Origin of the sequence: Thalassospira sp. MIT121401 (assembly GCF_047125595.1) — a bacterium.
Lineage (GTDB): Bacteria > Pseudomonadota > Alphaproteobacteria > Rhodospirillales > Thalassospiraceae > Thalassospira > Thalassospira povalilytica.
This window is the reverse complement of the sequence record NZ_CP138926.1, coordinates 1783249-1796509: the sequence shown is the minus strand read 5'-3', so window position 1 is coordinate 1796509 and position 13261 is coordinate 1783249. Positions and strand designations below refer to the sequence as shown.

The window sequence follows — 13261 nt, the reverse complement described above, 5'->3', positions numbered from 1 at the left end:
GCAAGTCGATGGTCAAAACCACCCCGACGCATAAAGCCACCGTTGCTGCAGATCCGTTCAGCTTTCAGGCCAGCCATCGCAGGCTCGCCTGGATGCTGCGCCTGTCTGCCGGAACCAACATTGTGCTTGGCGCTGGAGTGGTCGTTCTGGTGCAAACGGTTGCGCATCTCGTGCCTCTCAAGGAAACCGAGATTGCTCTGGTCCGGACCTATGGCCCGGATGACCGCACTTATGTTGTCGAACCGGTTAGCAAGAAGGTCGAAGGTTTTGAAGTCTTCCTTGAAGCCCAGGCAAAACGTTTTGTCCTGATCACCAACGAGATCGATCCGGTCACGCAGCAAGAACGCCAGCGCGAAGCATCCAGACTGTCTGATGCCAGCTTCTGGGAACGCTTCAAACGCGAGCGGATCGATAGCGGCCTAATCACCGAGGCCCTTGAAAAAGGCATCGAGCGCGAAGTGCGGATCGTCTCCATCGATCCCATCGCCACCTTGTCCTCAGACCATAAATACGCGGTCGATTTCATCCAGATCGACCATCGTCGCGGCAAAGAGATCTCGCGCAAAAACTTGCGCGCTTACCTGACGCTGGCCACCCGCCCGCAGAACGTCTCCGAAGCCGACAAATACACCAACCCTTTTGGCGTCACCGTGCTCGACATGGTGCTTAGAGAAAGAGGCGCGTCATGAAACGCCTGATCAATCTTGTTTTCCATATCGTTTTTGGCAGCCTGATACTGGCCATCCTCCTTCTTGGCTATAAGCAGGCGAATGCGCAGACCGCTGCACGTCCGCCAATGCCTGGACAATCGCAGCAACCGTTTTCTGGTACGCAAATCACCCCGCAACAATCCGCACCGGCCATGCCGGTGCCCGAGAGCGTGGTCGATCAGGCCCGCGATCAGAATGAGGGCTATTTCACCGCAATGAGCCGTCCGCGCACCAGCGGCCAGGTTCAGGATGTGTGGGATGATGCAGATTCGAGCGATGCGGTTTATGCGACAGATCTTTGTGATGATTGTACTTACAAGATCCGTACCCGCGAGTTCATGGTCACGGTTGTTGAACTGCCACGCGGTGAAAAGATTGAAGCGGTCGATCTTGGTGATGATGGCGGGTTTTCTGTCAAACCACGCGGTGAACGTCGTTTGGCTGTGCGCCCCAGTGGATACGGTTATGACACCTCACTAGTTGTTTATGGCAAGTCAGGTGCTGTTTATCCGTTCTATTTGAGGGCCGAGAGCTTCAACTCGGTCAATGTGCCCGATCTGATTGTGCGGATTGAAGGATCCGTTCAGATCGAAAGCGACCCAGCGGTTGCTGGCTTTGACGACATAGGTAAAGCCAGCCTTCCGGCCATGTCTGTTCTAGGGCTTGGCAACAAGCCTGCAGCTATCGACAGTGCGATTTCCGGACTGAGTGACACCAATCCGGGCACGCCAGACGGTGACTTTGTGGCGCAATCCCCGTTTGACCCGAACGCCCTGCATGGTTGGGGTGAATATGATCTCTGGGGCGATGAAACGCTACGTCCAGAAACAGTCTTTCGAGATGACCACTTCACCTATATCCGCTTTGGCAAGCGCTGGAAGGATATCGAACTGCCGACTGCCTATGTGGTGGTTGATGGCATAGATGAGTTGGTCAATACCCGTGTCCAGGGTGAGACCTATATCATTGAAAGCACCCGTCCGCTAATCACGCTCAAAAGCGGTAAGAGCTTCCTCTGTGTTGAATATACCGGGGAAGGCGCATGAGTGCATTTTGTGACGTTGCACTGGTACTTGGCCTGACCTTTGGGGGTGTATGTGCCGAACCGGTTGTGAATGAACCGCCAACCTTGCCTGCTGATGATCCATCGGTCTGGGCCCTTCCGGCCCCGCCGCCTGCGCCGGTGGTCCCAACTCCAACGATGCCACCGATCATCATCAAGGAAGCCAAACCGGAACCAGAACCTGCTCCGGCGCCCGAGCCTGTGCCGCAACCTGAACCTGTTCCTGAACCGCCCGCGCCGGATCCCTATCGCATGGCCTTGGAGGCCGCCTGGCAACATCGCGTTTCCTTGTCGTCAGACTGGGGCACACCAGCATGGCAATCTTCTGAGATGACTAGTGGTTCGGACCATGCTGTCCTGCCTGGCATGGCAACGCCTTCCTCACTTGATCCACTCGATCTGCCGGTCAGTGATGATGAGAAAGCCGATTATGAAGGCCCGCGCCGGACATCCACGCTTCCGGTCGATAACAGCCGGATCATTACGGCGGACCGCTATATCACCGTGATCCTTGAAACCGGGATCAACAGTCAGGTTGGCGGTAATGCGACAGGCACCGTCATCGTCCAATCAGCCCGTGATGTCTATGGCTATCACGGGCGCAATGTCCTGATCCCCAAAGGGTCTCGTCTGATCTGCAATTATGATCCGCCCAAGGACATGGGCAGCTCGCGCCTGTCAATTGCCTGCGAACGGATCCTGATTGCCGGACACCGTGCCGAGATCCGCCAGCTCGCCTCTCCGATCAGTGACATTCAGGGTCGCCAAGGCGCTGCTGGCGAAGTGGATCGCCGTTTCTGGGAACGCTATGGCACCGCCTTCATGCTGACCGGGATTTCGACGGCTGTCCGCTATGCCGCTGCCACCACAAAATCAGAAGAAAGCGACGGCGAAGTCGCAACTGCGGCTGCTGAGAAAGCCGCCGAAGAACTCTCGACCCGCTTTGGCGAGATCAGCGCCAGCGTCCTTGAAGAGACGCTCTCGCTGCAACCCATCATCACCATCCCCCAAGGCACCCGCCTTCAGATCCGTCCGGCAACGGACTGGCACATCGCAAATGTGGAGTAAAAGCATGAACAAACGAACCCTTTGGTGTTTGCTCCTGTCATCCTGCCTGGTCTCTCCAGCACTGGCTCAAATACAAGGAACAACTGGCACAACATCCTCACAGGCTGTACCCGGCATCGAGGAAATGGTGCGCAAGGTGAATATCGTCACCCGCGCAAAAACCCGCACCGCCGTCTCGGAAAACGAACCAATGGCCATTGATCTTGGCTTGGTCGATGTGCCCGGTGCGCCTGCCAAACTGACCGAAGGTGTCACCGCCAAGGCGTATGCCCGCTATGTCACCTTTGAGGACAATTTGATCGCCCAATTGGTGCTGACCGGCGTTGAAAAAGATGGCAAATCCGAACCACTCGATTCCAATGATTTTGTCGCCCAGTTCAATATGGAGAGCCCCGAGCTCGATCCGGCGTCACCCGTCACCATCGAGGGCAATCAGGAAACGCTGCTTGCGGCTCTGCAGCGCTTGAATAATGTCGAAGAAGAGGACGACAAGGAAGAAAAGGAAACCGAAAGCGCTGAAGCTGATACCGGTGCCTCAAACACTGTCGGATCGAATGCATCAAAGAATGCCGATGCGGCGGGCTATTCGACACCATCAGCTCTTGATGTTGAGGAAGATACCAGCACACCGACGGTGCGTGTCACGACCGAAGGCTGCAACATCCGGGTGGATCTGGCACAGCTTGTTGCTGTCCAGCAAAGCCGGGTTGAAACCACCGAAGACGGCAATGTAAGCGCGGGAACCTGTGAGGATGGCGCAGATCGCTATCCACTGGATCGCAGTTATTCAGTTTGTGGCGATACCATCGATATGGAGACGCGCCAGGCAACTGCACAGTATCTGCTGTATTACACCGATGGTGGTGGCAACCGTCAGGAAGTTACTGACTGCCTGAAGGATGAAGACAAGGTCTTTGACATCACCGAGAAGACCTCAGCCTGCTCGGTCTATCTTGACTATAACGAGATGATGGCCGTCCCGCAGGCATCCCTTGTCTATGTCAATGCGAGCAACAATGAAGTCCAGGTCAGAAGTTGCGAACCATCAGAGGAGCTGGCGTCTGTTCCCCTCGTCTCGGTAACCGATGGCTGCTCAATCCGGCATGATTTTGCCGCTAGTCGCTCTTATCAAACCGGACGCCATATCTATGAGCTGAACGGCACCACCTGGCAGGCCGATGCCTGCTCGGACAATGGCACCGAATACCCCCACGAAACCGTTTATAAAAGTGCCGCAGGTCAGGAAGTTTGCGCACCGATCATTAATCAGGCGGCTGGCACCGTCACCCGCCAAAGCCGCAAACAGATTGTGGTCAACGGGGTTGAGCAATTCATCACTGAATGCAAACCCGACAGCGCCAATATTGCCATCCAGTCAACTATTGATGGCTGTGACAATCCTTCACTCTGGAACCACGATCTGGCGGCTGGCACAAGTTATGGTCGCGAGCGGTTTTACTATCTGCTCGATGGCGTCCCGCAATATGTCACCGAATGCCAAGATAGCGAGGTTGCCTATCCGCATCATGTCGAGACCACCGGCTGGCAAAACCATGATGACCAGTTGTTCTCCTATCGCCTGACCACGGTCTATATCGAAGGCACGCCAAAAGGTCGTTACAACATCAAGACCAGTGAAGTTCTGCCGGGTGAACCACAGACCGCCTATGTCTATGATGGTCAGGGACCGAAAGCCAATGGCGATATCTGGTATGAGGACTGCACCCGTTTTGAAGGGCGCGATCTTGTAAATACCTATAAGCGCCCGGATGGCACGACTTATGGCTTGAAAGTCGATGAAGCAACACCGGCAAATCTGGGGAATGTCTGCAGTGCCGTTGTTAGCTGGGCCGCCCCTACCTATTCGAGTTGGACCGCTCCGCAAAACCATAGTGGTGGTCCGTGTGGCAATAGCAGTTACACCGCAGGCGGATATGTAAACCAGGGCGGCGGCGATGGTTATTCGTGGGTGAACAATACCGTCTCACTGTCAAATCATTGCAACTACACATCTAGCGTCGGCACAAAGATCATCAAGCGCGAAGACGGTGAGATCATTGGCGATGCCATAGACAAAACCTGTACGACATCTTCCGCATATGGAGCCTATGAGCAGAAGCGCTCGGGCAACCAGTACTGGATCAATTACCGTGGCAATTCCGGCGGATCACCGACACACACCGATGCAGTGAAAAGCAGCTGCATGGGCAGCTGGGGGTGGTGGTAATGAACGCCCTTTCCCCCAATCCTTTGTTTGAGAAGATCCTCGGTCCTCTGGCCAGCTATTACAGCGATCTCTCAACCGTCGAAATCCGTATGAACCGCCCCCACCGCGTCGTGACTGAACGACGCGGGGAAGGCAAGCGCGAGATCGAGGATCCTGCCCTTACACTGGCCGCCATCGAGCGAATTGCCATCAGTCTCGCCAACCAGCGAGGCCTGAAGTTCAATCCCGATGACAATCCAAAGCTCTCCTGCATCCTGCCGGGCAATCATCGCTGCGAGATCCTTGTTGGTGCATCGGTCCGATCACATCTGAGCCTCGCGATCCGCTGCAAGCATCCCTTCACCCCGTCCTGGGAACAGGCCGGAGTAACACCGGCCATCCGCGATTACCTGATCGAGAAGGTTGCCGGTGATGCCAACATGATTATCAGTGGCGCAACCAACACCGGCAAAACCACCTTGCTCAATATGTTGCTCGCCACCATTGATCCTGCGCGGCGCGTGCTGGCCATCGAGGACACCCCGGAACTTCATATCGAGCAGTTCTGGGATGGCAATGGCCTGATTGCGGCGCGTGAGGCTGGAACGGGCAGCGGCATGGTTGGCTGGCGCGAGATCTATGATCATCTGATGCGGATCACGCCTGACCATATCCTGTTTGGTGAGATCAGCACCCAGAACGCCTTTGCTGCACTGGCTGCGCTCAATTCCGGGGTCACAGGCTTTATGTGCACCATCCATGCCGAAAGCCCCTGGCAGGCCATTCACCGCAAGTTTGATCAAAACATCGCCTGGGCCGGTGAAACCATGCCGCGTGTGCCGGAGTTTCTGGCCGAGCTGGTCGATGTCGTCGTTCAGATCAAACGCAATACCGATGGCTGGCGACGCATCACCGAGATCTGGGAACCGAGAAATGATCGTTACGTCCTTCAAGACGGCAAGGAGGTGTTGTCATGACAGCTTTTTACCGTCTGACACTTCCGGTCATCCTGATTGCAATGATCGCCGCCATTCTCTGGCAATGGCAACTCGCCGTCGGGTTTGACGCGCTTGATCTGCGCTGGTGGCAATGGTCGCTTGAGGCCGCCACCCATTCGGCGGGCCTTCCCGATGAAATGCTGTATCCGGCCCTTTGGATTGGCATCACCGGATTGCTTTCCATGTTTGGTGTTCTGGCACTTGCCACACGGGCCAATAACAGCACGCTTAAAGGCAACCGCAAGGGCGATGAACTGCATGGTTCCGCCCGCTGGGCAAAGCTCAAGGACCTCAAGAAAGCACGACTGTTTCGCAAAGACGGCGTGGTTGTTGGCGGTTGGCCATCATGGTTTGGCCGGATCCGCGAATTGCGCCATGACGGGCCGGAGCATGTTCTGGTCTGGGCACCAACCCGCACGGGCAAAGGCGTGAGCCTGATCCTGCCCACCCTGCTCAGTTGGCGCGAAAGCATTCTTTGTCTTGATATCAAGGGCGAGAACTTTGCCAAGACCGGCGGCTGGCTTGCCAGCATCGGGCACAAGGTCTTGCGCTTTGAGCCCTCCGCCAGCACTGGCTCGGCCCGCTTCAACCCGCTGGCCGAAGTGCGCATTGATACCGAACAGGACATCGCCGACTGCCAGAACATCGCAGCCATGATCATCGATCCCGATGGCCAGGGCATGAAGGATTACTGGCGACAGGAAGGTTATGGCTGGCTTTCGGTCGTGTTGCTTCATGTCATCTATCGGGTGCGGCGTGATGAACACCGTACGGCCTGTTTTGATGATGTGAATACCTTTCTCTCGGGCATTACCGGCGACGGCGACGCGGAAGAAAGCGACGATAATTTCGAGCATATTCTTGCCGAAATGGCGTCCTTTGATCATGGCAAATCCCATGTGAACAAGGAAGTTCGGCGCGGGGCCAACAGTATGATGATCAAGGCCCCGCAGGAACGCTCTGGCGTGCATTCAACCGCCAAAACGCAGCTGACCGTCTTTGCCGATCCGATCATCGCACGCAATACCGCGACCAGTGACTTCCGCCTGCATGATCTGATGAATGGCGATGCGCCAATGGCATTGTTCCTTGTCGTTTCACCTGCAGACAAGGATCGCTTGCGGCCCCTGCTGCGCATCATCCTCAATCTCTTTATGCGTCGTCTGACGGAACGCATGGCGTTTGGGGCTGGCCAGACGCTCGCCGGATACAAGCACCGTCTGCTTTTGATGCTCGATGAGTTCACCTCCATCGGCAAGCTGGAGATCTTCGAGGAATCGCTCGCCTTCATGGCAGGCTATGGCCTCAAGGCGATGATCATCGTCCAGAACACCGAACAGCTCTTCAAGCATTACGGTCGTGATGAATCGATCATGGCCAACTGCAAGATCCGGGTCGCCTTCACGCCAAACAAACTCGAAACCGCCAAGCTGCTCTCGGACATGACCGGTAAGGCAACCATCGTTCAGAAACGCAGGTCACGCTCTGGACGAATGGGCGACCTCGGGTCTGTCTCGGACAATCTGGCCGAAACCTCCCGCCCGCTTCTCACCCCTGATGAATGCATGCGCCTGCAGATCATTGATACCGAGGGCCGCAAACCAGTCCCCGGCGATGCGCTGATCTTTGTCGCCGGTCTGCCGCCCATCCTTGGCCGTCAAAAGCTCTATTTCCTGGATCGCGAACTGTCTCGTCGTTCGAAAATGACGCCACCCCAAATGGCGTTCTCTTCCACGCCCTCTGCATCTCACAAAGGAACCAAATCATGAAGTCACCCAACACATCTAACAACACTAACACCCCCACTTCTGCCGGTCTTGATGACCAGGACTATCTCACCTTGGCCTCCTCGATGATCAACAGTGAAAGCCAGGTTGGCCCTGTGCCGGTCGATCCGGACATTGCCGAAGCCATGGGCGCATTCTCCGAAGACGCCCTGTCTGCCGATGACGCGTTCGACAGTCATTTTGACGGTATCGACCCGACTTCTGATGCGGAGGGTTCGAACCATGGCTGATAAGAAAAGCTATCGTGATCAGGTGGTCGAAGAACTGCTTGGCCATATCGAAGCAGGCACCGCGCCCTGGCAAAAGCCATGGGAACCGGGGAAAGTCCGCATGGCCCCGTTCAATCCGGTTTCCGGCAAAGACTATCGCGGCATCAATGCCCTTTGGCTTGAAATGCGCGGGCGCTCCGATCCGCGCTGGATGACCTACCGCCAAGCAACAGCTCAGGACGCGCAAGTCCGTAAGGGCGAAAAAGGCACCATGATCGAATATTGGAAATGGTCCGAGCGCGAGAAGGTGCTCGATGACACTGGCAAACCGGTTCTTGACGAAAAGGGTGTTGCGAAAACCCGCGATGTGCGGTTGGACCGGCCACGGGTGTTTCATGCTGTGGTCTTTAATGCCGAACAGATCGATGGCCTTGCACCCTATATCGCACCAGAGCCGACCTTCAGCCCGGTTGAACGGGCCGAGCAGATCCTCAAGCAAGGCAATGTGCCGATCTTCCATGATCAGAATGACCGGGCGTTTTATCGGTCATCAACAGATCAGATCCACATGCCTCATCAGGCCGCCTTCAAAGGCCAATACGAATATTACGCCACCGCCCTACATGAACTTGGCCATGCCACCGGCCATCAATCACGCATGGCCCGCGCGTTCGGGCCGTTTGGCTCGGAAGTTTACGCCAAGGAAGAACTGCGGGCCGAGATCGCAAGCTACATGCTGACCACCGAGCTTGGCCTTGGCCACTATCCGGAACGCCACGCCGCCTATGTCGGTTCATGGATGAAAGCCATCAAGGAAGACCGCAATGCGCTGTTCACTGCGGCGCGCGATGCAGAAAACATCCGCACCTGGATCATGGAGCCGGATCTGCGCCAAAGCTTGATCCCGGAGAAAGCCAAAGAACAAGCCAAAACCATCGCCCAAAACCCGGCTGTTGAACAACAGAAGGAAAATGCCATGAGTGATGAGATGTCACAGGCTCCCAACCAGGACACCAACATCGAGCGCAAACGCATCTATCTCAATGTGCCGTTTAGTGAGAAGGATGAAGCCAAGGCGCTGGGCGCAAAATGGGATCGCCGGGCCAAGGCTTGGTATGCACGAGATAATATGGAGCTTGCGCCCTTCAAACGCTGGCAGAAAACCAAAGCCCAAACCCCTGAGCCTAGGATCAGTCCGGAGCAGGAATTTGCGGAGGCGCTGAAGGAAAACGGCTTGATCCTCGATGGGCCACCGACCATGGACGGTAAATGGCACCGGGTAGCGGTCGAAGGAGATCGCAAAGGCCAGAAAAGTGGCTCCTATCGCGGGTTCCTCGAAGGGCTTCCGGCAGGCAACATCACCAATTACAAATCCGGGCAGGATCCGGTCAAGTGGGTGGCGACCGGAACCAAGATCGATCCCAAAGAATTGGAACAGTCCAGAGCCGAAGCTGCAGCCCGCAAGGCAGCCCAGGAACAGGAACTCCGCGTGCAATATCGCGCCGTGGCCAAACGCGCTTACGGGATTTTCCAGAACGCCGAACCGGCTCCGGCCAATCATGCTTACCTGCAAAACAAACAGGTGCCTGCAGGAGACCTGCGCATTGATCAATCGGGCAATCTTCTGATGCCGATGGCCAATGAGAAAGGCTTTATCGAGAACATCCAGACCATCCATCCCGATGGCACCAAGATGTATCTCAAGGACGGCAAAAAACGCGGCCTGATGCATATGATCGAGGGCGATCCCAAAGGCCCGATGATCGTCACCGAAGGTTACTCCACCGGCCAAAGTCTGCATATGGCCAGTGGGCTGACCGTCGTGGTTGCGCTTGATTCCGGCAATCTCGCACCTGTGGCCGAAGCCCTTCACAAAAGGCACCCGGACCGGTCCCTGGTGATTGCGGCCGATGATGATCATGCCAATCAGATCAATGCCGGGATCAAGGGAGCCGAACGGGCATCTGCACTGACCGGTGCGAAGATCCTGCGTCCGGATCTGAGTGACGAAGAAAAGGCTAAGGGCCTGACCGATTTTAACGACATCCATCGGGAACGTGGTCTTGAGGCGTTGAAACGCCTTGTCACCGAACAGCTCGGCCTGACCAAACCGAAAGCCAAATCCAGAACACAGGGACGCGAGCAGCAGACTGCCAGCTTGGCGGTCTGATCCCCGAATGCCGGTGGCGCTATGTACGCCACCGGCACCTTTTTCCTCTTTCCTCTTTGCCTTTTACCAGGAGAACGCCTCATGACCGAACAAGATGCGACAGACATTTTTGAAAAGCGCGCCAATCTTGAAGGGGCTCAGGATCTTGATTGCAACATGTGCGGCCCGGCATTGGTCTTCGCCCTGCAGGCAGGCGAAAATACCTTCTCGCTTGATCTCCCCACCCTCCTGCAATGCCTCCACCTTGCCGAGCAGAAGGCATCTGTTCCCAAGCTGGGTGCCGCGTGGTGGAACAGTGTTATAAACCATTATAATATCGGTTCTTCCCTCCGTGAGACCGTCGCCGGGAGATCCGATAATGCACGTCTATAAATTGCAGGCGCAGACAGTCGACGAGAAAGAGATCGAGCGCACTGCCTTTGAACGCGACACCAGAAAACTTGAGCCCTGGTACCAGGTCACCGACGACAAACAGCGCGAATATGCCGTGTGCCCCGCGTGTGACAATCCGATCCGCCTGGTAGGGCTCTATGAGGAGCTTCCTCATACCGACCGCCCCTATGGTCGCCACACAGGCAAACCGGTCACCGGATTTGATTATTTCAATGCCGATAATTTTGAATGGTGTCCCTATGTGCGCAAGAACCAGAGCAAAGGCAGCAGTCGCAAGCGCGGCATGGAAGGCATTTCTCTCAAGATCCTTGGCATCGTTCTGACCCAGTTTGACCGGGTGATCTACATCATCCGCAAAGAGACCGGCATCTGGATCTCGCCCCAAATTGCACTCGCCATGCTGGAAAACTGGATCGAAGCTGAAGGCTACCGCTTCCATGATGCAACACTGCGCAACATCCCCTGGATGTTTGCCTATCGCTCCAAGGGGCTCTCGATCTTCGGGCAAAAGATCAGCAAGGGACAGGACGAACTGCGTCAGGCGATCATCGAAGGCATTCCCCATGCCCGTTTTGATGAAAATGGTCGTATTACAAAAGGCGATCAGTTTTATGAAGTGACCTGGTGCTTTGTCGATTACCGTCGCAAGACCGAAGACGACAGCCTGATCGAGATGGTCGAGTTTGAAGTCTGCGATGGGGATCGCAACGTGGTCTTCGCCAAAACCATAACGTTTGATCCAAGGTATTTTGCAAACCTGATCAATTACAGCAATCCCGACAAGCGGGAGCCGCATCTCATCGCAAAGGCCAAAGAGGTCTATGATCGCAAGTTCGGTGCCGATTTTACACGCAGTCTCGTCAATCTGGTTGGCGGGTTTGATGCCACCCTTCCCGAGAGTATCCGAGCCGAAATGATGCCTGGCGGTTCTCCCACAGGATCTTCCGGGCAATAGCGGAACAAGAAATGGCCACCGAACGTCACGTCATCAAAACCTATCTCAACGACGAAGAGAAAGCGCGCATTGATCAGCTTGCCCACCAGCTGCGGCTGTCACGCTCGGAACTGCTCAAACGCTTGCTGATGAATACCAAACTGCCCAGTGCCAGCGACTTTGCTGCATGGCAGGGCATTCGGGATCTGCTCAAGGTCAATGCCGATCAGGCCCGCCTGGGCAATCTGTTCAAGCTCGCGCTTGATGAGCCGCTTTCGGCAGATCTGCTCAAGAAGTTCGACAGCCTGAACCGCGATATCGAGGCGACACAGACCGAGCTCAAAGCCGCCATTGGCGATATCCGGATGCAGCTTCAGCCCGGCAAGAACCCGCAGGGAAAATCATGATTGCAACCCGGATCGGCAAGAAATCTGGTGTGCCAGACAACTACACCCGTCTTGGCCAATACATCGCCGCAGCCGAGGAAAAAGGCGAAAAACTGCATCAGTTCTGGATCCGAAATTGCGATGCCGGCACAAATATCGAGGATCTCGATCTGGCCCTTCTGGAGATCGAAGCAGTTCGGCGACAAAAGCCCGATATTGCCGACAAAACATATCACCTTGTCGTTTCTTTCCGCTCTGGCGAGCAGGACAAACTGACCAAAGAAGATCTGATGGCCATCGAGGCGGAATATGCCAAGGCACTTGGCTACGGCGATCATCAGCGTGTGGCGGGAACGCATATCAACACCGATAATTTCCACATGCATATTGCCTTTAACAAGGTGCATCCGGAAACGCTCAATGTGATCACACCGCACCGGGACTTTAAGATCCTCGCCAAGGTCTCGCGCGAGATGGAGAAGAAATACGACCTCGCCATTGATCCCGGCATGACCGATGGAAAGGAGCGCAATCCAAACAAGCTGTCACCTGCAGCACGGAACTACGAGGCACATACCTGGCAGGAATCATTCCAGCGGCATGTGTTGAAACATCGTGATGAGATACTGGAAGGCTTGGGGAAGGCCAAGAACTGGCGAGAAGCGCATAAGATTCTGGCCGAGTACGACATATCCATCAAACTGCGCGGCAATGGCATGGTTTTGATGAGCCCTGACGAGCAGGCGATGAAGGCCAGCCAGTTGGATCGATCATGCAGCAAAAAAAGCCTTGAGGAACGGTTCGGGGTGTTTGAGGCACGACGAGCAAAAACGCAGGGCAAGTCGAAACGTCGCTACAAGCCTCGCCCCCTCGTTCGACATCGCAACACCCCTGCCCTCTGGCGCCGTTATCTCAGCACCCGGAAAGTCATGCCCCGGCAGCCCAGCCTAGCGGCAAATGCCTTGCGAAACTGGAAGATGTTTTTGCTCATGGAAGCCCATCAGGATCCGCTGGCGATGGTGTTAATCATGGCGCATCGGGAGATGCTTAGTCTCTTGAGCCCGCGCACATCCCTGAAGAAAAATCGCCGTCCTAAAATGGAAAGGCCGTCGTAAAGCACACACACCTATTGGTCTCAAACATCCATACTCTCCATTTGCATGTATTCAGGCCTAAAGTATCAACATGCGGAACTCTAGCTCCAAATGAGATCACGATGGGAGGTATCGCAAACGGCAGAACTCAACGTAAAATGACTTTCATTCTCTAGCCTGAAAGTGGCAAAAAACCTCCAAATCCTAGCACTCTAGCTTCAATGACAAGTGAAACGATCAAAC

At 55.4% G+C, this 13261-nt stretch carries 12 protein-coding genes; all 12 read left to right on the top strand.

Annotation, left to right across the window (positions count from 1 at the left end):
* Window positions 1–8: 8 nt before the first annotated feature.
* The 12 genes from SIB88_RS08080 to traI all read left to right on the top strand — a co-directional run bounded on the left by SIB88_RS08080 (window position 9) and on the right by traI (window position 13039).
* The gene (locus SIB88_RS08080) at window positions 9–689 is read left to right on the top strand and encodes a type IV secretion system protein (RefSeq protein ID WP_412565939.1); all 681 of its coding nucleotides are present in this window, start codon (window positions 9–11) and stop codon (window positions 687–689) included.
* Window positions 686–1756, top strand: a complete 1071-nt coding sequence (locus SIB88_RS08075; protein ID WP_412557819.1) for a TrbG/VirB9 family P-type conjugative transfer protein — start codon at window positions 686–688, stop codon at window positions 1754–1756. The genes SIB88_RS08080 and SIB88_RS08075 overlap by 4 nt, the downstream gene beginning before the upstream one ends.
* The gene (locus tag SIB88_RS08070; RefSeq protein ID WP_412557818.1) at window positions 1753–2841 is read left to right on the top strand and encodes a TrbI/VirB10 family protein; all 1089 of its coding nucleotides are present in this window, start codon (window positions 1753–1755) and stop codon (window positions 2839–2841) included. The genes SIB88_RS08075 and SIB88_RS08070 overlap by 4 nt, the downstream gene beginning before the upstream one ends.
* 4 nt (window positions 2842–2845) lie before the next feature.
* Window positions 2846–5068: a hypothetical protein gene (locus SIB88_RS08065; RefSeq protein ID WP_412557817.1), complete on the top strand. Its 2223-nt coding sequence runs from the start codon at window positions 2846–2848 to the stop codon at window positions 5066–5068.
* Window positions 5068–6024, top strand: coding sequence for an ATPase, T2SS/T4P/T4SS family (locus tag SIB88_RS08060; protein WP_412557816.1), 957 nt, complete (start codon window positions 5068–5070; stop codon window positions 6022–6024). Before SIB88_RS08065 ends, SIB88_RS08060 begins: the two co-directional genes overlap by 1 nt.
* Window positions 6021–7814, top strand: a complete 1794-nt coding sequence (locus tag SIB88_RS08055) for a type IV secretory system conjugative DNA transfer family protein (RefSeq protein WP_068518347.1) — start codon at window positions 6021–6023, stop codon at window positions 7812–7814. The genes SIB88_RS08060 and SIB88_RS08055 overlap by 4 nt, the downstream gene beginning before the upstream one ends.
* Window positions 7811–8062, top strand: a complete 252-nt coding sequence (locus SIB88_RS08050) for a hypothetical protein (RefSeq protein ID WP_007092377.1) — start codon at window positions 7811–7813, stop codon at window positions 8060–8062. Before SIB88_RS08055 ends, SIB88_RS08050 begins: the two co-directional genes overlap by 4 nt.
* The gene (locus SIB88_RS08045; RefSeq protein ID WP_068518346.1) at window positions 8055–10211 is read left to right on the top strand and encodes a zincin-like metallopeptidase domain-containing protein; all 2157 of its coding nucleotides are present in this window, start codon (window positions 8055–8057) and stop codon (window positions 10209–10211) included. The genes SIB88_RS08050 and SIB88_RS08045 overlap by 8 nt, the downstream gene beginning before the upstream one ends.
* An 81-nt stretch (window positions 10212–10292) precedes the next feature.
* Entirely contained in the window at window positions 10293–10583 is a 291-nt protein-coding gene (locus SIB88_RS08040) for a hypothetical protein (protein ID WP_068518345.1), read from the top strand.
* Window positions 10570–11559: a hypothetical protein gene (locus SIB88_RS08035; protein ID WP_210520843.1), complete on the top strand. Its 990-nt coding sequence runs from the start codon at window positions 10570–10572 to the stop codon at window positions 11557–11559. The genes SIB88_RS08040 and SIB88_RS08035 overlap by 14 nt, the downstream gene beginning before the upstream one ends.
* A gap of 11 nt (window positions 11560–11570) precedes the next feature.
* Window positions 11571–11945 carry a plasmid mobilization protein gene (locus tag SIB88_RS08030; RefSeq protein WP_068518352.1) on the top strand — a complete coding sequence of 125 codons (375 nt, stop codon included), beginning with the start codon at window positions 11571–11573 and terminating at the stop codon, window positions 11943–11945.
* On the top strand, window positions 11942–13039 hold the full coding sequence (gene traI, locus SIB88_RS08025) for a TraI/MobA(P) family conjugative relaxase (RefSeq protein ID WP_068518353.1): 1098 nt from the start codon (window positions 11942–11944) through the stop codon (window positions 13037–13039). The genes SIB88_RS08030 and traI overlap by 4 nt, the downstream gene beginning before the upstream one ends.
* Window positions 13040–13261: the final 222 nt, after the last annotated feature.